The sequence below is a fragment of the Streptomyces sp. NPDC088354 genome (assembly GCF_044753585.1).
Lineage (GTDB): Bacteria > Actinomycetota > Actinomycetes > Streptomycetales > Streptomycetaceae > Actinacidiphila.
This window is the reverse complement of sequence record NZ_JBIVNJ010000011.1, coordinates 1-21852: the sequence shown is the minus strand read 5'-3', so window position 1 is coordinate 21852 and position 21852 is coordinate 1. Positions and strand designations below refer to the sequence as shown.

At 73.4% G+C, this 21852-nt stretch carries 17 protein-coding genes; 6 read left to right on the top strand and 11 right to left on the bottom strand.

Annotated features, from left to right (window positions below):
- Positions 1 to 92: 92 nt before the first annotated feature.
- Positions 93 to 1220, bottom strand: coding sequence for a PP2C family protein-serine/threonine phosphatase (locus ACIP98_RS18450; RefSeq protein ID WP_401976862.1), 1128 nt, complete (start codon positions 1218 to 1220; stop codon positions 93 to 95).
- A 407-nt stretch (positions 1221 to 1627) separates the two neighbouring features.
- Here ACIP98_RS18450 and ACIP98_RS18445 point away from each other — a divergent pair, with 407 nt between their 5' ends.
- Positions 1628 to 2524, top strand: a complete 897-nt coding sequence (locus ACIP98_RS18445; protein WP_319659420.1) for an alpha/beta hydrolase — start codon at positions 1628 to 1630, stop codon at positions 2522 to 2524.
- Here the strand turns inward: ACIP98_RS18445 and ACIP98_RS18440 are convergent.
- Genes ACIP98_RS18440 through ACIP98_RS18430 form a run of 3 tightly spaced genes read right to left on the bottom strand, consistent with a single transcriptional unit; the run spans position 2451 to position 5184 of the window.
- A complete protein-coding gene (locus ACIP98_RS18440; RefSeq protein ID WP_319659421.1) occupies positions 2451 to 3338 on the bottom strand; it encodes a metal ABC transporter permease in 888 nt (295 codons plus the stop codon). The genes ACIP98_RS18445 and ACIP98_RS18440 overlap by 74 nt on opposite strands.
- A complete protein-coding gene (locus tag ACIP98_RS18435) occupies positions 3326 to 4240 on the bottom strand; it encodes an ATP-binding cassette domain-containing protein (RefSeq protein WP_319659422.1) in 915 nt (304 codons plus the stop codon). The genes ACIP98_RS18440 and ACIP98_RS18435 overlap by 13 nt, the downstream gene beginning before the upstream one ends.
- Positions 4237 to 5184, bottom strand: a complete 948-nt coding sequence (locus ACIP98_RS18430) for a metal ABC transporter solute-binding protein, Zn/Mn family (RefSeq protein WP_401976860.1) — start codon at positions 5182 to 5184, stop codon at positions 4237 to 4239. Before ACIP98_RS18430 ends, ACIP98_RS18435 begins: the two co-directional genes overlap by 4 nt.
- Positions 5185 to 5360: 176 nt before the next feature.
- Here ACIP98_RS18430 and ACIP98_RS18425 point away from each other — a divergent pair, with 176 nt between their 5' ends.
- Positions 5361 to 6200 carry a patatin-like phospholipase family protein gene (locus ACIP98_RS18425; protein WP_319659424.1) on the top strand — a complete coding sequence of 280 codons (840 nt, stop codon included), beginning with the start codon at positions 5361 to 5363 and terminating at the stop codon, positions 6198 to 6200.
- A gap of 67 nt (positions 6201 to 6267) precedes the next feature.
- Here the strand turns inward: ACIP98_RS18425 and ACIP98_RS18420 are convergent, their stop codons facing one another.
- The 4 genes from ACIP98_RS18420 to ACIP98_RS18405 form a co-directional block, all read right to left on the bottom strand.
- Positions 6268 to 9159, bottom strand: a complete 2892-nt coding sequence (locus ACIP98_RS18420; protein ID WP_319659425.1) for a M4 family metallopeptidase — start codon at positions 9157 to 9159, stop codon at positions 6268 to 6270.
- Positions 9160 to 9398: 239 nt separating this feature from the next.
- The gene (locus ACIP98_RS18415) at positions 9399 to 10736 is read right to left on the bottom strand and encodes a GAF domain-containing SpoIIE family protein phosphatase (RefSeq protein ID WP_319659426.1); all 1338 of its coding nucleotides are present in this window, start codon (positions 10734 to 10736) and stop codon (positions 9399 to 9401) included.
- A gap of 301 nt (positions 10737 to 11037) precedes the next feature.
- Positions 11038 to 11985, bottom strand: a complete 948-nt coding sequence (locus ACIP98_RS18410) for a N(4)-(beta-N-acetylglucosaminyl)-L-asparaginase (protein ID WP_319659427.1) — start codon at positions 11983 to 11985, stop codon at positions 11038 to 11040.
- Positions 11986 to 12056: 71 nt separating this feature from the next.
- On the bottom strand, positions 12057 to 12650 hold the full coding sequence (locus tag ACIP98_RS18405) for a CGNR zinc finger domain-containing protein (RefSeq protein ID WP_401976859.1): 594 nt from the start codon (positions 12648 to 12650) through the stop codon (positions 12057 to 12059).
- Between the two features lie 137 nt (positions 12651 to 12787).
- On the opposite strand from ACIP98_RS18405, the gene ACIP98_RS18400 reads away from it, so the two are divergent.
- Positions 12788 to 13648: a DUF427 domain-containing protein gene (locus ACIP98_RS18400; RefSeq protein WP_401976858.1), complete on the top strand. Its 861-nt coding sequence runs from the start codon at positions 12788 to 12790 to the stop codon at positions 13646 to 13648.
- Positions 13649 to 13782: 134 nt separating this feature from the next.
- Positions 13783 to 14499 (top strand): SDR family oxidoreductase, encoded by a 717-nt coding sequence (locus ACIP98_RS18395; protein ID WP_401976857.1) that lies wholly within the window; start codon positions 13783 to 13785, stop codon positions 14497 to 14499.
- Positions 14500 to 15074: 575 nt separating this feature from the next.
- Here ACIP98_RS18395 and ACIP98_RS18390 read toward each other — a convergent pair.
- Positions 15075 to 16325, bottom strand: a complete 1251-nt coding sequence (locus ACIP98_RS18390; RefSeq protein ID WP_319659431.1) for an MFS transporter — start codon at positions 16323 to 16325, stop codon at positions 15075 to 15077.
- A 579-nt stretch (positions 16326 to 16904) separates the two neighbouring features.
- On the opposite strand from ACIP98_RS18390, the gene thrS reads away from it, so the two are divergent.
- Positions 16905 to 18224: a threonine--tRNA ligase gene (gene thrS / locus ACIP98_RS18385; protein WP_401976995.1), complete on the top strand. Its 1320-nt coding sequence runs from the start codon at positions 16905 to 16907 to the stop codon at positions 18222 to 18224.
- Positions 18225 to 18242: 18 nt separating this feature from the next.
- Here the strand turns inward: thrS and ACIP98_RS18380 are convergent, their stop codons facing one another.
- Positions 18243 to 18704, bottom strand: coding sequence for a MarR family transcriptional regulator (locus ACIP98_RS18380; protein WP_319659432.1), 462 nt, complete (start codon positions 18702 to 18704; stop codon positions 18243 to 18245).
- Positions 18705 to 18770: 66 nt separating this feature from the next.
- On the opposite strand from ACIP98_RS18380, the gene ACIP98_RS18375 reads away from it, so the two are divergent.
- Positions 18771 to 20300 (top strand): FUSC family protein, encoded by a 1530-nt coding sequence (locus tag ACIP98_RS18375; protein WP_319659433.1) that lies wholly within the window; start codon positions 18771 to 18773, stop codon positions 20298 to 20300.
- A gap of 665 nt (positions 20301 to 20965) precedes the next feature.
- On the opposite strand, the gene ACIP98_RS18370 is transcribed toward ACIP98_RS18375, so the two are convergent.
- A complete protein-coding gene (locus tag ACIP98_RS18370; RefSeq protein WP_319659434.1) occupies positions 20966 to 21601 on the bottom strand; it encodes a flavin reductase family protein in 636 nt (211 codons plus the stop codon).
- Positions 21602 to 21852: the final 251 nt, after the last annotated feature.

Here is a 21852-nt window from a genome sequence, read left to right as displayed (position 1 = left end):
CCCGGGCCCTTGCGGGCCGGCTCTTCCAGGAGACGGCCCGTACCCGTGATCATCGCATCCGCCGTCCGCGCCTCGGGTGCGGGCGCGGAGGTTCACGCGGAGGGTTCGCGGGCCGGCACGCCGTTGCACTGGACGGCGACGGCCGCGATGTCGTCGCCGAGCCGGCCCCCTCCGTAGCGGAGCAGTTCCTGGTGGAGCCGGTCCAGCAGCTCGCGGGGCTCTCTGCGGCCCTGGCCGCGGATCCAGTCCGCGAGCGGGAAGAAGGCGCCGGTGCGGTCCCGGGTCTCGGTCACGCCGTCGGTGTAGAGCAGCAGCTGATCGCCCGGGTCGAAGGCGAAGGTGTCGATCCAGTAGCGGTCCCCGATGAGCCGCGCGAGGTTCAGCGGCGGCGAGGGCATCGTGGGCTCCAGCACCCGGATCTCCCCGCGGTGGATCAGCAGCGGCGGCGGATGCCCACAGTTCAGGATCCGGACCTGGCCGCTGCCGTGCGGGATCTCGGCGAGGACGGCGGTGGCGAAGCGCTCCGGCAGGTCGGGCCCCGGGAAGGTGGCGCTGTGCCGGGCGATGCTGGTCTCCAGGCGCGGGGGGATGCCCCGCAGGTCCGGCTCGTCGTGGGCGCTCTCCCGGAAGCAGGCGGTCACGGCGGCTGCCGCGCCCACCGCGGACAGGCCCTTGCCGCGCACGTCGCCGATGAGCAGCCGGACGCCGTGCGGGGTGTCGGCCGCCTCGTAGAAGTCGCCGCCGATCCGCGCCTGCTCCTGCGAGGCGAGGTACAGCGACTCGATCTCGACGCACTGCATACGGTGCGGCAGGGGACGGAGGAGCACCTGCTGGGCCGCGTCGGCGACGAGCCGCACCTGGAAGAGCGCCTCCTCCCGCTGGAGCCGGACGTGGCTGGCGTAGGCGGCCGCCAGGGTCACGGCGACGATCGCGGCACCCGTGTAGGGGGTCCCCAGGTCCGGGTAGACCATGCCGAGGCCGATCATGACCAGGAGGCAGCACACGCCCAGCAGGATCGTGGGGATCACCGGCCACATCGCGGCCGCGAGCGCGGGCGCGGTGGGAAGGAGCCGGCTGAAGGCGATCTCCCGTGGGGTGGCGAACGCCAGGACCGCGATCAGGACCGTCAGGAGCACCGGCGGCAGCAGGGCGGCCCGCCACCGGCCGATGTGGCGGAAGCGATGGCCCCGTAACTGCCTGCGCGCGATCACGAAACGCATCATATCGGCATAAATAGGACAGCAGCAGTCCCTCGGTCCGGGATGGGCGGCCGCCGGGGACGCGTACGGTCGCTCAGGCAGCGGGACGGCTCACCCCGCGGACGCGCGCCGTGAACGGCCGCGGGAACCGCGCCGGCGGAGCTGACCGGTGATCACGGTGCCTGCGTACGGCGCACCTTGGTCCGGTCGCCTTCCCTCTCCGCCCTGACGTGGGTACTCATCGTTCCGGACCGCTTCCGCCGGACGTCGCCACTCACCGTGGACCGGTCCCGCGGGCGGTCGCTCTGCCGGCGCGGTGGCCCGCGCCCGCGCCGCGACCCAAGGCGCACCGGCCGGCACGCGCCCCGGCGGTGCTCCGAGGACCTGCCCGTGCGAGCGGGAGAAAGGCGGCCGCATAGGCTTCGCGGGTGTCCGACGAAACATCGCTCTCCGTCTTCGCCCTGCCGCACGGGGCCCGCCGTACGACGCTGCCGACCCGGCGCGGCGCATTCGCCGCCCTGGAGGCCGCTCCCGAGAACCCGGCCCGGGGCACGGTCCTGCTGCTGCCCGGCTACACCGGCAGCAAGGACGAGTTCATACCCCTGCTGGGCGCCATGGTCGACGCCGGCTACCGCGCGGTCGCCGTCGACGGCCGCGGCCAGGACGGGACGAAGGGCCCGGACCAGGAGGCCGCCTACGCGCAGGAGGCCCTGGTGGCCGACGTGCTGGCCCAGGCGGAGGCCCTGGCCACACCCGTGCACCTGCTCGGCCACTCGATGGGCGGACAGGTCGCCCGCGCGGCCGTCCTCACCGACCGGCGTCCGTTCCTGTCCCTCACCCTGATGTCGTCCGGGCCCGCGGAGGTCGGCGAGGAGCGCGGCCTGCTGCTGAAGCTGCTCCTGGACGCCCTGGTCACCATGACGATGCAGCAGATCTGGGACGTCATGCAGCAGCTCAAGCCGGCCGCCGCGACGCCGGCCGACACCGAGCTCCTGCGGCAGCGCTGGCTGCGCAACAGCCCGGTGCAACTGCGGGTCGCCGGTGCCCGGCTCCTGGAGGAGCCCGACCGGACGGACGAGCTGGCCGCCGTCACGGCGCTGCCGCTGCACGTCCTGTACGGCGACCGGGACGACGCCTGGGCACCGGACCTCCTCGCGGACATGGCCCGCCGGCTCGGCGCCCACCGGACCGTCGTGGCGGACGCGGAGCACTCGCCCAACCTCCAGCAGCCGGCCGCCACGGCCGCCGCCCTCACGCGGTTCTGGGACGGGCTGCCCGCCACGGGCGCCGACGGCCCGCCAGACGGCAGCACGCGTAGATCGTGAACGAGATCGTCGTCACGTAGGGGCTGATGGGGATGGTGCTGCCCAGCGCGAGGAGGATGCCGCCCTCGATCGAGAGGATCGCGAATCCCGCGCTCAGCGCCGCCAGCAGCACCGGTGAGGCGGTCACACGGGCCGCGGCGGCCGCGGGGGTGACGACGAGGGTGAGGACCAGCAGCGCCCCGATGATCTGCACCGACAGCGCGACGGCCGCCCCGAGCGCGAGCATGAAGGCGAAGGACAGCCCCTTCAGTGGCACGCCGCGTGCCGCCGCGACCTCGGGGTCCGCGCTGGCGAACGTCAGCGGCCGCCACATGATCGCCAGAACGAGGAGGACGAGCGCGGACGTGCCGATCAGCCAGGTCGTCTGAGGGGTGTCGACGGCCACGATCTGCCCGGTGAGCAGGCCGAACTTGTTGGCGGCGCGACCCTTGTAGAGCGCGAGGAAGAGCACTCCCAGGCCGAGCCCGAACGGCATGATGATGCCGATCGCCGAGTTGCGCTCACGGGCCCGCGCGCCGAGCAGTCCGATCGCCCCGGCCGCCACCAGGGAGCCGACGATGGAGCCCGCCACCACGTTCACCCCGAGCAGCAGGGCGCCCGAGGCCCCGGCGAAGGACAGCTCGCTGATCCCGTGCACGGCGAACGGCAGGTCCCGCATGATGACGAAGACCCCCACCAGACCGCCGACCAGGCCGATCACGGCCCCGGCGATCAGCGAGTTGCGGACCAGGGGCAGGAGTTCGCCGTAGTGGTCGAAGACGAAGACCTGCTGCCACAACCCGTCGGCGAGCGTCGTACCCGTCATGTCTGCCATGTCCGTCCTGCCTGTCCTGTCTGCCGGGCCCGCGTCTCTTCCGGCGGTTCGGCGTGGTGGGGAGGGCCGGCCGCCTCGTCGGGCGCGCCGACGACCGTGACGCGGCCGCCGACGCGGACGACGTCGACCCGGGTCCCGTACAACCGGGACAGCGAGTCCGAGGTCAGCACCTCGTCCGGGGGCCCGGTGCGGTGGCCGCCGCGGGCGAGGTAGAGGACGCGGTCGGCGGCGCCCAGCACCGGGTTGATCTCGTGGGTCACGAACACCACGGCGGTGCCGTGCGAACGGCGCCGGGCGTCGACGAGCCCGGTCACCGCCCGCTGGTGGTGCAGGTCCAGGGAGAGCAGGGGCTCGTCGCACAGCAGGATCCGCGGATCGCCGGCGAGCGCCTGCGCGACCCTTACGCGCTGCCGCTCGCCGCCCGACAGCAGCCCGACCGGTTCGTCCGCGTACGCCTCCGCCCCGACCGAGCGCAGCACCTCGTCGACACGGCGGCGGACCGCGCGGCCGGACCGGCGCGGCCCGAAGACGTGGCCGTCGATGCCGAGCCGCACCAGGTCCCGGGCCCGCAGCATGGTCTGCGCGGACAGCGCGGCCTGCTGCGGGATGTGGCCGATGTGCCGGCTGCCGCTGCGCGGGGGCTCACCCAGGACGGTCAACGTCCCCGCGGACAGCGGCCGGTGACCCAGCAGAGCCCGCACCAGACTGGTCTTGCCTGCCCCGTTGGGACCGAGTACGGCCAGGAACTCACCGGGGTGCACGTCGAGGTCCAGCCCCTCCCACAGGACACGCGAGCCGTAGGCCAGTGCGCCACCGCGCAGGCTGATCACCGGTGCCGTGCCGCTGCCGGGGGAACCGCCCTGGCGGGCCGGGGGGATGCGGGGCGCGGCGGGGTCGCTCATGCGCCCAGCGCGCCGGCGAGGGCATCGACGTTGGCGGTCATCCAGCCGAGGTAGTCCTTGCCCTGCGGGAGCGTCTCGGTGACGGGGACGACGGGAACACCGGCCGCCTCGGCCGCCTTCTTGACCTTCTCGGTCTGCGGGCCGGAGGTCTGCTCGTTGTAGACCAGCGCCTTCACCTTCTTCCCGGTGAACAGGGCCAGCGTCTCCTGGAGGGTCCGCGGGGAGACGTCGTCGCCCTCCTCGACGGCCTCGCTGAAATCCGGGGGTGTCGCGTTGCGCAGGCCGCTCGCCTCGATCAGGTAGAGCGGCACGGGCTCGGTGATGGCCACCGCCTCGCCGCCGTGCGCGGCCTTGATGCCGGCCTCCTTCGCCGTCAACGGCTGCAACTTCGCCTTGAAGGCGGCGGCGTTGGCCGTGTAGCCGCTCGCGCCCGCCGGGTCGGCCGCGGCGAGCGCGCCGGCTATCTCGTCGGCGAGTCCGGCGACCGAGGGGAAGTCGTACCAGACGTGCTCGTTGAGCTCGCCGCCGGGCGGCGCGGTCTTCCCCGACACCTTCACCGCGTTGATCACGCGGGCGGAATCGTTGCCGGCGCTGCGCAGCATGCGGTCCACGAAGTCGTCGTAGCCGCCGCCGTTCTCGATCACGACCTTGGCCTTCGACAGGGCCAACTGGTTCTGCGTGCCCGCCTCGTAGGAGTGCGGGTCCTGGTCGGGGCTTTCGATGATCGAGGTGACGTCGACCCGCCCGGCACCTATGCGGCGGGCGATGTCCCCGTAGACGTTCGTGGAGGCGACGACAGGCACGTGTGCGGACGGGGACGAGGCCGAGGCCGAGGACGGGACCGTCTGCGACGAGGCGCCCGAGGTGGTGCCGCATCCGGCGGCAAGGGCCGCGAGGCAGAGCCCGGCGCCCAGGGCCAGGGGCCGGGACGGGGACATGGGCATGGGCATGGATTCCTCCGGGGAGTTCGTGGTGGGCTCTGCCGAGGACTATACACAAACGGTTATCGTTTTCAATAAGTCCTTCGAGCCGTCCCGCGTCCCTGTCGGCACCGCCGCGGGCCAGGGGTGGAGGATGTTCCAGGGTCCCCGGACACCGGGGCACGACGAGAGGGCGGGACATGACCGAGGCACTGGTACTCGGCGGAGGTGGCGTCGCCGGAATCGCATGGCTCACCGGGCTGCTGACCGGACTCGCGGACGCGGGCCGGGACGTCACCGGGGCCGATGTGCTCGTGGGCACCTCGGCGGGTTCCACCGTCGCGGCCCAACTGGGCAGCGGACTGCCCCTGGAGGAGCTGTACGCCCGGCAGACCGAGCCGGCACTGCAGGCCGCGGAGATCATGGTCGACGTGGACCTGGGGACCCTCGGCGAGCGGATCGGCGGTGCGCTGCGGGGTGCCACCGGCATCGTGGACATGCGCCGCGCGGCGGGAAGGTTCGCGCTGGGCACCGAGACGGTGGCGGAGGACGTCCGGCGTGCGGTCGTCGCGTCACGCCTCCCGTCGCACGTGTGGCCCCGCCGCGCCCTCAAGATCGTCGCCGTGGAGGCCGCGACCGGGGAGCCGCGGGTCTTCGACAGCGGCTCCGGTGTGAGCCTGGTCGACGCCGTCACGGCGAGCTGCGCCGTGCCGGGCGTCTGGCCGCCCGCCACGATCGGCGGGCGCCGCTACATCGACGGCGGCGTGCGCTCCACCGTCAACGCCGACTACGCGCAGGGCGCCTCCCGGGTCCTGGTGCTGGCGCCCATGGGGAGCACCGACCTGTTCCCCACCGAAGTACCCCTGGAGCAGGCAGTCGGTGAACTGCGCGCCGACGGTGCGGAGGTCGCGGTCGTCGAGCCGGACGAGGCGTCGCTCGCCGCGATCGGCACCAACTCGCTCGACCCGTCCACGCGCCGGCCCGCCGCCGAGGCGGGACGCGCGCAGGGACACGCACTGCGGCTCCCGTGGAGCCGCTGACGGGTCATGGCAGTGGGCCCCCGCCGCGACACGTCGCGACGGGGGCCCACTGGTGCGGCGGTGACGGTCAGGAGCAGGTGCCCGCCGGGCGGTTGCGGGTCACCAGGTCGGTGTCGGTGGTCGTGGTGTCCAGCCACAGGACGCGCCTGCCGGTGTCGGCCGCCGCGTTGGCCTGCTGGCCGTGGCTGCAGGAGACCCGGCCGAGCGGGGCGCCCTGCGGGGTGAACTGGTAGAGCTTGGCCAGGGAGTCGTTGTAGTCGTCGAAGACCTGGGTCCAGGACGAGTAGACCGTGAGGGTGACCGCGGTGTCCGAGGCGGTCAGGCCGTAGGCCCGGACCGGGTGCGCGCTCTTCTCCGGTATCAGGTCCGTGACATGGGAGCCGTCGAGGTCGGCACGGCGCAGCGTGGTCAGGTCGTCGTCGGTGTAGTCGGTGTCGATGAGCCAGTACACCCCGGAAGCCGTGATGACCGGGGCGCTGATCCACTCCGGCTGCGAGGGCGCGCCCAGGCTCGTGGTGGTGCCGGTCGCGATGTCGTAGACCTCGACGGCGACACCGTAGACGCCGTCGAACATGCCGTCCTGGAGGTACGCGATGCGCCCGCCGCGCACCGCCGGCTCGACGGCCTGGTTGTAGTCGTGACTGAGCGGGACCCGCTGCGGAGTGGTGGCGCCGCCCTTGAGGTAGAAGACCCGCTGGAGCCCGGTCGACTCGTCGCGGTAGGACCAGGCCACCGTGTCACCGTCGACGCTCAGCCCGCTGATCTCGGACGTGGTGCTGAACAGCGTCTTCGGCCGGCCGCCGGTGACCGGCGCGGCCAGGATGTCGTAGGTGTGCGCGTAGGGGTCGTCCGGGGAGACGTCCCCGACGGCCACCCAGACCACGCGCTTGCCGTCGGTGACGGGGCTGAGGTGGGTGCGGCCGTCGTCCGGCGAGACCTGCCGGGGCTTGCCGGCGCCGTCGGTGCGGCCCACCCATATCGCGTACGGGGCCGTGCTGTCGGCGCTGGACTTGGGCGCCGCCCACCAGCCGTTGCCCGCGCTGGGGTTGTTGCCGCTGCCGACGTACGACATCAGGGTGCCGACCCGGCCCATGAGGACGTCGCTGTCGAGGCCGAGGGACTTCTCCCAGCCGGGGACGATGCCATGGGCGTCGAACGCGCCCTTGACGACCGCCAGTTGACTGCCCTTGACGCCGAGCGACCGCGCCGCGGCGAGCACCGCGTCCCGGCCCTCGTCGAAGCCGTCGAGCGGGGCGATGTACGAGGTCAGCGCGCGGTAGACGATGCGGTCGGCGAGCGCGCCGCCGAGGCGCTCACGGATGTCCCACAGGGCACCGCTGAAGATGGTGGAGTTCATGTGGACTCCACCGTTGTCGTACGAGGAGCCGAGCGGCAGGCCGACGAACTTGGCAGTGGAGGCGCCGTCGTTGAGGTCGCGGAACGCGCACTGCCGCGGCGTGCGGGTGCGGCAGAGGTCGCCGCCGATGAGGCCCGCGTCGGGGTCGGTCATCGGGGTGTGGTTGACGGTGACGTCGATGGTGTTGCCGAAGTAGTCGGCGATCGCCTCGTTCATCGCGCCGGACTGGCCCGCGTAGACCAGGTCGGCGGTGTGCTCGACCACGCCGTGGGTCATCTCGTGGCCGACCACGTCGAGATCGGAGGCGAGCGAGCGGTACTCGTCGTCACCCGTGCCGTAGACCATCTTGGTGTGGTCCCAGAAGGCGTTGACGAACGGGGAGCCGAAGTCCGTCACGCCCACCAGGGAGTTGATGGTCATGCCCTTGCCGTCGAGGCTGTCGCGCTTGAAGGTGTCGCGGTAGAAGTCGTACACCTGGCCCGCGGCCCAGTGCGCGTCCACCGCGCCGGTCTCGGTGAGCTCGGGGCCCACCTTCGGCGTGGGCGAGGCGAACGGGACGATGCCCTCGGGCCAGGCGCCGGAGACGTCCTGGTACCAGACGCTGGAGGCGTCCCAGGTCTGGATCACGCCGTGCTGCTTGCTGTCCGCCATGTGCGCGGTGTCGCGCAGCAGGTACGCGCCGGTGCCGGTGTCCTTGGTCAGGTACAGCGGCACGGTGCCGCCGTTCAGGAGGGTGCCGCTGCCGGTGACGCTCCCCGAACCGGCGCCGGGCGCGGCCGGCTTGCCGGGCCTCATCGAGGTGCCCTCGGTGTGGACGGCGGCGGCCGGGGTCGGCGCCGCGAAGGTGGGAAGGCCGCCGGACTCGAAGAGCGTGACGCCAGTGGCGGCGTCGACGTAGACCTCCTGCACGAGCGGCATGCGGGTGGCGGGGTCGGTGCCGCGGACGGTGACGTGCCGGGCGAGCACGCCCTTGCCGACCGGCAGGACGGTCAGGCCCCGGTCGGTGCCGGACAGGTCGTCCGCGGCGGTCCTGGCGTGGGCCGGGCGGTATCCGCCGCGGGCGAGTCCGGACCGGATCTCCTGCACGGCGCGCCGGACGGCGGTGGCCGCCGGGAGGGCGGGCCGTGCGGTGTCGACGTCCAGGGCGGTGAAGTAGGCACCGGAGGTGCCGGTCACGGTCCGCTTCCCGTCGCGGTGCGCCATGCGCACCACGTACTGCGCGCCGAGCACCGGCACGCCCCGGTACCTCTGGCCCAGCCGCACGGTCTCCGAACCGTCGGCCTCCGTCGTCACCGAGTCCGTGACCAGGTCCCGGTCCGGCGCGGGAATCCGGTACCGCTCCCGGTGACCGGCCAGATGCGAACGAGCCGCCTCCGCGGCCGGCGCCGACGCGTCCACCGCGTCGTCAAGCCCCTCCACCAGAGCGGGAGTCGCCGTATCGGGAGTCGGCTCCGCACCGGCCGGCGCGGCCGGCTCCGCTTCCGCGGCGTGTACGGGGGACGTCAGGCCGGCGACACCCAGCGCCGTGGTGACGGCGAGCAGGGCGGCCAGGCCGGCGCGGCCGGGTCTGTGAACGGGCCGGCGCCGTGTACGAGATGACATGGACAACGTGCCTCCGACGGCCCGGTACGACCCCGGGCCCGGTAGTGGGACTTCAGATGCTCGGCGCACCATCGCGCCCGCGGCTCGTCCCGACCCTCGCCGTCCCGCGCGCGCATGACAAGAGAAGATCCCGTAGGAGTACGCGCAATTGCGCAGGTGCGAAGCGCGGATGACCGTCGCGGCGCGCGGGGAGCGCAGGGCGCACCGGACCCGCGGTACGCCGGAGGCCGTGGACCGCGTCAGTCCGTGGGGGTGCGCAGGGCCAGGACGGCCAGGTCGTCGTGGCCGTCGCTGGGGTGCTGGTCGGCGATGACGGCGCAGAACCGGTCGACCGGCAAGTGGGCGTGCGCGGAGGCGAGTTGGGCGAGGGCCCGCAGGCCGATGTCGACGGGCACGTCGCGGTGCTCGACCAGTCCGTCGGTGTACAGCACGACCGTGGAGCCGGGTTCGAGGCGGTGGGCGTGGTCGTGCCGCCGCACGGAGATGTCCACGCCGAGGGGCAGGTCAGGCTCGGGGGACAGGAAGCGGGCGTGGCCGTCGGGGGTGACGAGCAGCGGCGGCGGGTGGCCGGCCGTGCTCCAGTGCAGGGTCCACGCGTCCGGGCCCCTGGTCTCGATGCGGACCAGGCAGGCGGTGGTCACGCTCTGCTCGTCGAAGGCGTCCTGCGTGCTGTCCAGCCGCGACAGGACGGCGCTGGGAGGCGTGCGCAGCTCGTAGAGGAGCGCACGGAGCATGCTGCGGGTCTGGGCCATGGCGGCGGCGGCGCGCAGATCGTGTCCGGCCACGTCGCCGACGACGGCGGCGCAGGAGCCGTCGGGCAGCAGGACGGCGTCGTACCAGTCGCCGCCGATGTGCTCCGGCTGCACGGGGGGCCGGTAGACGGCGGCCGCCTCGACGGGACGCAGGTCGGGCAGGCCGGGCAGGAAGAGGCGCTGGAACTCCTCGTTGCGGTCGCGGACGCGCTCGAAGAGGCGGGCGTTCTCGATGGCGACGCCGGCCGTGCCGGCCAGTGCCACGAGCATCGCCTCGTCGGACTCGTCGAAGGGGCCTCCGTCCACGCGCTCGGACAGGTAGAGGTTGCCGTAGACCTGCTGGTGCACGCTGATGGCCACCCCGAGCAGGGTCCGCATCTTCGGGTGGCCGGGCGGAAAGCCGACCGACTCCGGGTGCCGGGCGATGTCGGCCACGCGCAGCGGCTCGGGGTGGCGGATCAGATAGCCGAGCAGGCCGCGGCCGCGCGGGAGTTCCGTACCGGCCAGGCGTTCCCGCTCGGCGTCGTCCAGGCCGACGGTGAGGAACTCGGCCAGGCCCTCGCCCTTGGCGTCGAGCACGCCGAGCGCTCCGTAGCGCGCACCGACCACGTCCACCGCGGCCGACACGATGCGGGACAGCACGACTTCCAGATCGAGCTCGCGGCTGATCGCCAGCATCGCCGCCATCAGCAGATGCAGTCGGTGCTGGGCCCGCGCCAGGTCGTTCAGCTCCGTCGAGATCCGTTCCAGGCCCGGATCCAGCGGGAACCACGCCCGGCCCAGTTCGTCGCCGGAGTCCCGCCCGGCGCCACTCACCTCACCCATAGCAGCGACACTCGCCCACGACGATCCGACAACGGCAGGAACCGCACACGACACCACCAGACACCACGATGCAGAACAAAAGCTTCGGTGGTGCCCCAGCGGTCCGCCACCGCGCACCGCACCGCCATCAGGGTGGCGGCGCGCGCCGGGACACCTGGCTGCGGGACGGTGCCCGCCGGGCCCGCGGGCACCGTGGGGGGCGAGGCACGCCCATGCACACGGACGGGCCGCGGGCCAGTCGGGGCGGCCCGGGACATCACCGGCATGGCCCACGACTCTGGGGGCGACCGGCCGGACGGCCTCACGCCACGCAGCGGGGGTGCAGTTCCGGCCCGGTCGAACTGTCGGTCATCACCGCGTAGACGCTGCCGTCCTGACCGGCCGCACCACCGTGCCGGCCGTCGGGCGTGAGGGCCAGCGCCCGCAGTTCGGCGCGGTAGTCGTCGGGCAGACCCGCGGTCTCCTGGAGCGCGATGCGGCAGGCGTCGGCGGGCTCCTTGCCCAGCGCGAGCAGGTCGACGACGGTCCGCGCGGTGCCACCGCGCATGCTCAACTCGCCGCGTCCCGTGCAGGCGGCCCCGCCGCCCCGCAGGTCGCACCAGTTGCCCGCGCCGGGGACCGCGGAGTCGCCGACCCGCCCCGGGTACTTGAACGGGTAGCCGGAGGTGGAGACCCCGACACACAGCTCGCCGCTCCCGTCCAGCGCGATGATGTTGACCGTCCCCCACGGACCCTCGTGCGGCGCCATCCGGCGCACCAGGTCCAGCGCCGCGCGCCGGTAGCGGTGGTCGCCGTCCGCCGCGGCGGTGTTCTCCCCCTCCACCGAGTCGACGGCCGTCAGCAGCTGCTCCCGCCACAGGGCGCGGGCCTCGTCGGTCAGCAGCTCGGCGGGGGCGAAACCGTTCTCCTGGGCGAACAGCGCCGCGCCCTCGCCGACCAGCAGGCAGTGCTGCGGCAACCGCTCCAGCACCGCACGGGCCACCGATATCGCGTTCGGATACCCGCGCAGTGCGCCGACCGCGCCGAAGCGGCGGTCGGAGCCCAGCATCACCGACGCGTCGAGTTCCACGACGCCCTGCGCGTTGGGCAGTCCGCCGGTGCCGACGTAGTGGTCGGCGAGATTGTCCTCACAGCGGCGCATCGCCGCTTCGACGGCGTCCAGCGCGGAGCCGCCGCGGCGCAGGACGTCCATCCCGGCCGGCAGACCGGTCTCACTGCGCTCGCTTCCGATGATGACCGTGCTCACCATGGGTCAACCCTTCGCCTGCGGTGGTCGCGTGACGCCCCATGATCACCGCCTGCCGGGGCGCAGGACAACCGTCAGCCCGCGTGGGTGCGCGCGTAGTGGCGCGCGACCCGGGCGCGGTTCCCGCAGATGTTGCTCGTGCACCACTTGCGTCGCGGGTTCTCGGCGAGGAACAGCATCGAGCACTCGGGGTTCGCGCAGCGCCTCAGCAGCCGCAGCCGGTCGGGGCTGCCCAGGAGTGCGATGGCCTCGCCCGCGATCGCGGCGAGTGCGGCGTTCCCGCCGTGCTCGGTGTGCCAGCGGGTGGCGGCGCGCGGCCCGTCGCCGGTGACGACCAGGCGCGGGCTGGCGGGCACGGACGAGGCCGCGGCGTTGATGTCGTCCACGGCGGCGGCGTCCGCGGGCCGGTCCTCCAGGTGGGCGTCCAGTACCTCCCGGATCGCGGCGCGGAGCCTGCGCGCCGCCACCGGGGCCGGGGCGGGGCCCGGGGGAAGCCGGCGCGACTGGATCTCCCACCAGGCGGCAGCGGCGGAGGCCGGTTCCATGAGGTCGACGGGCGGTTCGGCGACCATCATCACAGTGTCGGCGAGATCCAGGGCCACCAGGGGCTCGCCCCCCATCGGGAAGCCCGCGGCCTGAACCTCCTCGACACGTACATGAATGCTCACACAGCGATGCTATCCATTAGCCGCAGTGACGTCCAGGTTGCGTTCCACACCCGCCTGTCGACAGGTGTTGCCTTCATCACCTAATGGAATTACGGTCGAGGTAGGCATTAGACATCGAATACGGAAGAGGGACCGCCATGGGACTGTCATGGCAGCAAGGACCGCTCTCCACCACCAGGCACGGACGCTTCCTGGTCCCGGACCCCCTGCCCGAGCGGATGCTGTTCGCCGAACGGCTGCGCCGCCGCATGAGGGTCCGGTACGCGAACGAGTGGATCGCCGACAGCGAGGACGTGGTCCTGCTCCACGAGCCCGGGCGCTATCCGGTGGCCTACTTCCCGCGGGCCGACGTCCGGGACGGGGTGCTGCTCGCCACCGACCGCACCACCCGGCACCAGGACCTCGGCGAGACCTCCTGGTTCACGGTGCGGGCCGGCGACCGGCAGACCGAGCGCGCCGCCTGGGAACTGACCGCGCTCCCGGAGCACGCGCGCGAGCTGCGGGGACACGTCGCCTTCGCCTGGCGGGCGATGGACGGCTTCTACGAGGAGGACGAGCGCATCCTCGGGCACGCCGCCGACGCCTACCACCGCATCGACATCCGCGACACCTCCCGCACCCTGGAGGTGCGCTCCGAGGGCCGCGTCGTGGCCCGCTCGGAGCATCCGGTGGTGCTGTACGAATCCGGGTTCGCGCCCCGCTGGTACGTGCCGCGCGCGGACGTCGACGAGACGGCGCTGACCCCCGTCGAGGGACAGACGTTCTGCCCCTACAAGGGCCTCGCCGACTACTACGACATCGACGGCTCGCGGAAGGCCGCGTGGTCGTACCGCGACGCCTACGCGCAGGTCGGACGGGTCAGGGGCCTCGTCTCGTTCGAACCGGACCAGGTCGAGGTACTGCTCGACGGCAAACGGCTCGCCCTCGAACCCGGCCAGCAGGTCCTCCCCCACGGGGTCGACCGCGGCCTGGACGCCGCCGAGGTGCGCGGCACCTGACCCCCGGGGGCGGCGCGCCGGCCGGCCGCGGCGCGTTCCCCGTCGTCCCCGTCATTCCTCGTGCTTCCCGTCGTTCCCCGGTCCGTTCCGTCCGCCCGCGCCGTTCGAGGGCGGCACCGTCGAAGGAGATCCCCATGCCCACATCCCTCAAGGACCGGTCGGTGCTCGTGGTCGGCCGCGGCAGCGGGATCGCCCGGGCGATCGCCGACGCGGCGCTCGCCGAGGGCGGACGCGTCGTGGCCGCCGGACGTACCGTGACCGGCCTCGAGGAGGCGTACCGCGACACCGGCGTGACGGTGCGGCACGTCGACCTCACCGACGAGGCGTCGATCGCGGCCCTGGCCGAGGACCTCGGCGCCGTCGACCACATCGTGTCCGCGGCCTCCGCACGCGCCAGGGGCCTGGTCGGCGAGCTGAGCCCCGAGGCGATCGTGCTGTCCTTCCACACCAAGGTCGTCGGCCCGATCATGCTGGCCAAGCACTTCGCACCCCGGATGCCCGCGGACGGCTCGTTCGTCCTGCTCTCCGGTGTCGCCGCCCTCGAACCCGATCCCGGCTTCGTCGGCGTCGCCGCGACGAACGGAGCGGTCAACACCATCACCCGCTCCCTGGCGGTCGAACTCGCCCCGATCCGCGTCAACGCCATCTCCCCCGGCACCATCGACACCGGGGCGTGGGACGCGCTGGGCGACCGGAAGAAGAGCGACTTCTTCGCCCGGCTGTCCGCCGCCAATCCCGCCGGGCGGATCGGCACCACGGAGGACGTCGCCCAGGCGGCGGTCTTCGCGATGACCAACACCTTCATGACGGGCGTCTCGCTGCCCGTCGACGGCGGCCAGCCGCTCGTCTGATCCACCGCCCGCCCCGGGCTGGTCCCGTTTCGTCACGAGCCGGCCCCGGGCGTCGCCGTGCCCTGAACCAGGCGCGCCCTCGCCCGTGTTGTCGGCCGTGGCGAGTGGGCGGACGACGGGGGGCAGTTGGGCGCACGGCACCTTGTACGACTGGCTCGACGCGTGGGCGGCCCGGGTGAGCGCCACCTCGCCGCTCGAGGACAGCTCGAACCGGTCACCTGCCGGCCCGTGGCCCTCCCGTTGTCAGCGGCCCGGATCCACGAGTAGCCGCGGTGGGCCGGATCCGGTCGGTGCGGACTCGGGCCGAGTTCCCGCGGATCATCTCGGTCCAGGCCGCTCACGGTTCCTCCGCCGCCACCACTTCACGCCAGGGGGCACCGCTTCCTCGACGATGCCGTCATCGACCTGCCCGAACTGCGGCCCGGCAGCCACCGGCTCCCGATGCGCTGCAACCGCGGCACGGGTGAACACGCCTCCTACCGCTGGCGGCCCCGCTGTGGCCGAGCCCGCACGGCGCGACACGCCCCGACCGGCTGCTTCGGCCTGACACGGCCTCCCCCCGGCCCGCGGCGGCGTCACTCGGGGGCGGACGTGGGGGTCCGGAGCGGCTCCGGGGCGGTCCGGGCGGGCGGCGCCGGGTGGCGCACCCGGTTCCAGACCGTGATCGCGGAGGCCAGGGCGGGAGTCACGGCGAGCGCGAAGCAGAGTGCCAGGGGAAGCCTGCCGATGACGAGGCCGACCGCGGCTGTCCCGCTCGCGGATCCGGCGTTGATCGCCGTGTTCACCCAGGCGCCGGCCCGGTTGCGCGTTCCGGCAGCGGCGGACTCGTCGGCGATCAGGTAGGCGGTGCTCAGGGCGGGTGCGACGAACAGGCCCGCGAGTGTCACCACGGCCGCGAGACTCCACGGATCAGGGGAGATCCCGGCCGCGGCGAGAGGGATTGCCATGCCCACGATGAGGATCGGCAACCGCTTCCGGGCGGGGCTGCGCCAGGACCGCGCTCCGTAGGCCAGGCCGCCGACCGCGCTGCCCGCGGAGAGCGCGGCCAGGATCCAGGCGACCGCTCCGGGTTGGTGCTGCCGTTCGGTGACGGCCACGACCAGCAGATCCAGGGCTCCCAGGCACACGCCCGCACCGGCCGTGAGCGCGATCGCCTGCCCCAGCTCGGGTCCGGGTTTCCACCGCGGGGCCGGTCCCGCCGCGGGGCTCTCCCCTGCCTCCTCGGCCGCCCCGCTGCCGGTCCCGTGGCCGGCCGCGGCCGGGATCGCGGGGGACGAGACGAACGCGAACGTGCCGGTGAGGACCAGGGCGGCGCTCACCGCGACGGCGACCGCGGGCGTGGCGAGTGCCACCAGCAGGCCCACCAGCAGGGGCCCGGTGACGAACAGCAGTTCCTCCGCCACGGCGTCCAGACTGAACGCCCGTTGCCGCAGCTGGTGGTCGGGCATCAGCGTGCCCCACACGGTGCGCATCACGGGGCCCAGCGGCGGCGTGCAACTGCCGGCGACGACGGCTGTCAGAGCCAGGAGCAGCCCGGGAGCGCCGGGCCTCCAGGTGGCAGCGGCCAGCACGACCAGGAGCAGCGCGTACGCGCAGGCCATCGGGGTCAGTGCCCGGCGCGGCCCGTGCCGGTCGACCAGAGCGGCCCGGACAGGGGAGAGAAAGACGCTGGTCAGACCGAACAGGGCCATGACGGCGCCGGCGGTCCCGTACGACCCGGTGGATCCCTTGACCGCGAGCATCAGCGCCAGGGAGACCATCCCGTAGGAGAGCCGGCCCAGCAGAGCCGCGCCGAACGTCCGGAAGGCATGGGGGGTCCGCAGCACGGCGGAATACGACGGTGTGCGAGAGGACGAATGCACAGAAGGTTCCTCGAATGGGCAGGCGCGCGAGCGCGCGCTGTGAGCGTGCGGGGACATCGGACGACCGGCACCACGGGGCACGGCTGGCGCGACGTTCTACGCACGGGAGAGGAACACGCCGGTCACCGTAGCAGAACCGGCCGTGCGCGGATCGCCCTGGACCGGCGATGAGGGCGGGGTCGACACGGCAACCGGGGTGCACCGAAGCGGCGTCGATCCCCAGAACGACGCCACGTCGCCACGACGACATGCCGGAATGACCGGACGGCGACCGCAGCACCCCGCCCGCGGCGAGGTCGGGGCGGCCGAGGCGGCGATCTGCACCAGGACGGCGGCGGCGTGGAACGGGCCCTCCCCCCACGGCGGTTGGATGCCTGAACATGGGAGAGAGCGATCACAGGGCCGCCTCGCCACCCCGCCCCGTCACGCCCGGCCGCCCGGCCGGCCGGAAAATACCCGGCATCCACGACCCACCCCTGTTACCGTCGTCCGCATGAAGCGCGCTGCCATGACGACGACGCCGGAGAGTGTCCCGGCGCGCTGATCGATGCCTTCAGTCAGAAGCCCCGGGGCGAGTGCCCCGGGGCTTCTGCGTACCCGCGGTCGCTCGCTCCGCCACCCCGCGAGGAGACCGCCGTGCACGACCACCGCACACTCGGCCGCGAACTCGGCCTGTTCGACACCGACCCGCTGATCGGCGCCGGCCTGCCCTACTGGCTGCCCGACGGCGCGACCGTACGCCACGCCCTGGAGGGTTACGTCCACGAGGCCGAGCGGCGTGCCGGCTACCGGCACGTCCACTCCCCCGTCCTCGGCAAGCGCGAGCTGTACGAGATCTCCGGGCACTGGTCCCACTACAGCGACGACATGTTCCCGCCCATGGACATGGGCGGCGAGCAGGTCGTCCTGCGGCCCAGCCTGTGTCCGCACCATGCGCTCATCTACCGGTCCCGCGGGCACAGTTACCGCGAGCTGCCACTGCGCATGGCCGAACTCGGCGGCATGTACCGCTCGGAGATGTCGGGCGTGCTCGGCGGACTGACCCGCGTCCGGGCGATCCAGCTCAACGACGCACACATCTTCTGCACCCTCGACCAGGTGGCCGACGAGGCCCGCGGGGCCCTGGAGTTGATCCGCCGGGCGTACGGGGCACTGGGCATCACCCCCGCCCGCTACCGGCTCTCCCTCCCCGGACCCGGCGGCAAGTACGTCGCGGCGCCGGAGCTGTGGCGCAGGTCGACCGCGCTGCTCACCGAGGTGCTGGACGGCTCGGGTCTGCCGTACGAGGCGGTGGAGGGCGAGGCCGCGTTCTACGGGCCGAAGATCGACGTGCAGGTCGCCGACGGCGCCGGCCGCGAGTCGACCCTGTCCACCGTCCAGGTCGACTTCCATCAGCCCGAGCGCTTCGACCTGCGGTACATCGGCGCGGACGGCGCGAGGCACCGCCCGGTCATGGTCCACCGCAGCGTCATCGGCAGCGTGGAGCGGGCCGTCGCCCATCTCGTCGAACAGCACGGCGGCGCGTTCCCCGCCTGGCTGGCGCCGACCCAGATCGCGGTCCTCCCGGTCTCCGCGGACGAACTGCCCGTCGCCGAGGCGCTCGCCGAGCGCTGCCTCGACCTGGGGCTGCGCGCCGAGGTCGCCGGGCCGGAGCGCGGCAGCCTGGGCGCACGGGTGAGGCAGGCCCGCCTGGTCCCGTACCAGGCCGTCATCGGTGCCGAGGAGGCTCTCGACGGCCGTGTGGCGCTGCGGCTGCGCGACGGCAGGCGGCTCGCGCCGCGCCCCGCCGGGGATGTGCTCGCCCGCGTCCGGGCGCTGACCGGCGCGCACAGCACCGACCTGTGGGACGAGGAGGGCGCGTAACCGGCCCGACCCCACGGCTCACGGGTCGCAGAGGCGGTCCATCAGGCGTCCGGCCAGGCGCAGCACCTCGCGTTCGGTCTCGCTCAGTCCGGCGAGCGCGGACGCGAGCCAGGCGTCGCGTTCGGCCACGTCCGCCAGGAGGGCGGCGTGGCCGGCCGGCGTCAGGGCGAGGAGGGTCTGGCGGCGGTCGCGTTCGCCGGCGGCGCGGGAGATCAGGCCGTCACGTTCGAGCTCGGCGAACACCCGCGTCAGGGACTGCGGTTGCTGCCGGTCGGCCGTGGCCACCTCGCCCGGGGTGGCGGGGCCGTGGCGGTAGAGGTGGCCGAGCACGCCCACCTTGTTGGCGCTGAGCGCTCCGGGGGAACGTTCTGCCCGGAGCCTGCGGGCGAGCCGGGACGCGCCACGGCGGATCTCCGACGCCGCCCCCAGAAGGGGCTGCGGCTCCTCTTTGCGCCCGGGTCCTACCGTCTCCTCCGTCATATCACTACGCTATCACTTGCTACTCTTGCGCCCGTTGCTGTGCTCTGACCTGAAAGCAGTACGCGAATGCGCAGTATTTTTCGCGGGATACCCGACGCCGCGGTCACCTCCGCCGCCCTGCTGCTCGCGTTCGGCGCCGCCCTCCGGCTCAGGGGGTTCGGGCTCGACGACGGCATCGTGGTGCTCACGGTCGCGCTCACCCTGACGCTGGCCCGTGTCCAGCGGGGGGCCGCGCTGCGCCGCCGGCTGCTCGGGCTCGCAGTGCTGCCTGTGGTGGCGGTGGCGACGTCGGGGGTGGGGTGGCTGCTGTTCCGGCTTCCGGCGATCGGCAGCACCGTGTTCGCCCTCGGTGTCGGCGCGGCGATCTGGGTCCGGCGCTTCGGCCCCGTCGCCACCGCGGCCGGGACGCTCGCGACCCTGCCCTTCGTCGCCGTCCTCGTCACACCGGTGGCGCCCGGCTCCGGCGGCGCGCGGTTCCTGTGGGCGGCCGTCGCGGCGCTGATCGCGTTCCTGAGTGTGGCCGTGTGCCAACTCGCCGCCGCCCGGGCCGGGATCGTCGGGTCCGCCGCTCCCCCGGCCACGCCCGCCCCGCGGCCCCGTACGGCCACCGGTCCGGCCGTCAGCGACCGCATGGCCTGCCAGATGGCCCTGGCGCTGGGCACCGCGTTCCTCGTGGGCCGGCTCGTGTTCCCGGACCACTGGAGCTGGACCGTGCTGACCGCGTTCATCGTGTGCAGCGGCAACCGGGGCCGCGGCGACGTCGTGCACAAGAGCGTCCTGCGGATCGTCGGCGCGGCAGCGGGTGTCGCGGTGGCGACCTCGCTCGCGGGGGCGTTCGCCCCGGGCGACCCCTCCTCGATCGCGGTCGTCCTCGCGGTGCTGGCGGTGGCCTCATGGCTGCGCGGCCTCAGTTACGCGTACTGGGCGGGGGCCGTCACCGCCGCGCTCTCGCTGCTGTACGGCTACTACGGCCAGACCGGCGCCGACGTCCTGGTCATCCGGCTGGAGGCCGTCGTCCTCGGCGCACTCGCCGGTGTCGCCGCCTCCTGGTTCGTCCTTCCCGTCCGCTCGGGCGACGTGGCCCGGCGCCGCACCGCCGACGCGCTGGCCGCCCTCACCGACCTGCTGTCCGCGTTCCGCGGTCATGACGCCGCGCAACTCGGCGCCGCACGTGCCCGGTTCGACGACAGCCTCCTGCGTCTCGACGAGATCGCCGCTCCCTTCCGGGCCCACCGCACGCTCTCCCGGCTTCTGCGCCGCGCGGCCCCTCACCCCGCCGACGCCCTCGACGCGCTCCGCGCCTGCGCCGAGCCCGTCGGCGCCCTGGCCCTGCTCCCCGTCCCGCCCGAGCCGGGCCTCGCCGTCCGTGCCGAGGCCCTGACCGCCAATGCCGTCGCCGTCCGGCGCGCCCTCGGCCGCCGCCCTGGCCCGCCCCGCCGCGCCCTGCCGGCGCCGGCCCCGCACGGCCCCGTACCGGCCCACGCCGCTCTCGACCGCATCGACGACGCCCTGCAACGCCTCACCGCCGTCCACGGCCACCCGCCCCCGCCGACGGCGCGGCCCCACGACCGTGACCCCGCCCACAGGACGTCCTGAGCCGTGGTGACCGTCGAGCGATACCGGCCCCGAACCCCGTCCACCGGCGCCGCACCGCCGTCCTGGGCCTGTGGCGGTGGCGGGCGCCACTGCTCGCCTTCGAACTGGACCCGGAATGGGGCACCGACCAGGGCCGCATCGGAGTCGCTGTTCCGACTGGTGGCGGCGCCTGCCGGTCAGCGGCAGGACCGGGCCTACCGGCGAGCGTTCGCCAAGCTGTCCGCGGCGCCGCTCTTCACCTCAGAAGTCGAGCCGGACGCCGTCCGGCTCGTCCAGTCGGAGACCGTCAACAGCCTGCAGACCGTCGACGGTTCCTGGACACGTCCGGCGCCGAGGCGGCGGAGCGCGTGGTCGAAAGCTCGGCCGAACTGGCGGGCCGCCTCGACGGCCTCGTCGAGAACCCGTTCTTCTCCCACCCCTCGGAGGAAGCCCACCGCCGGTACCTCGCCGGCCTGGGGGACCGCGCGCACGAGGGCTGTTTCGCGTCACGCGACTCCGCGGTCGAGTCGGCTCGCCTCGATGGCCTCCGGGTTCTCCCGAGTCCGCGGGGCTGCTCGATTCGTCCACCGGTCGCGCGTTGCTCGCCCTGTGCGAGGACTTCGGCGAGGAACTCGTCACCACACTGCGGTGGATCCGCACAACGGTTTCCAGCCCGACATGCCCGCTCAGACGCCCGCGGCCGGTCCCGACGCCGCCGCGGGGCGGGGCTCCTCGTAAGGGATGCGGTTGAGGTGCAGGATCTCGCCGAGGGTGCCCCACTCGTCGGCGCCGAGCTTGGTGAGCGGGCGCAGCAGCGGGGCGCTGGGGCGGCCGTCGGCGAGGACGTCCTCGTCGGCGACGGCGTGGAGCACGCGTCCGAAGACCAGAGTGGAGTTGCCCATCCGCACGGTGGTGTGCGAGCGGCACTCCAGGGCGATCGGTGAGCCGGCCACCCTCGGTGGGCGCACCCGCAGGCTGGGCTCGCGCTCGATGTCCGCGTAGTCGAACTCGCTGACGGTGCGCGGGAAGTCGGTGGCCGTGGCATTGATGAGGCGCAGCAGCTCCTCGGAGGCGAAGTTGACCACGAACTCGCCGGTGTCCTCGACGTTGCGCAGCGAGTCCTTGCGGCCGATCGAGGTGAACTGCACGATCGGCGGATCGGTGCTCGCGATGCTGAAGAACGAGTGCGGCGCGAGGTTCGCGATCAGTCCGTCCGGTGTGACGGTGGAGATCCACGCGATCGGCCGGGGGACGACCACGGAGGTCATGAACCGGTAGAAGGCGCCACTGCTCATGGCCCCGGGATCGAAGTCGACGCGCATGGCCGCAGTATCCCCGCGCATGCCCGCAGCCCCCGCCGCGTGACCACGGCCCGGCGTGTCGGGAGGATGATCCACAGCGGCCGCGGAGGCTACCATCCCCGGCACGACCTGCGCGACTGCCGTCGCGAACCGCTCCACGGATTGATCAAGTTCCCTTAAGACCGACCGGCAAATGGATCATGTGAGGCGTCGGGTGGTGGGTCGGGCGTCCCAGCGGTAGCGGCTCGTTGCTCGACGGATCAGTATGCGGA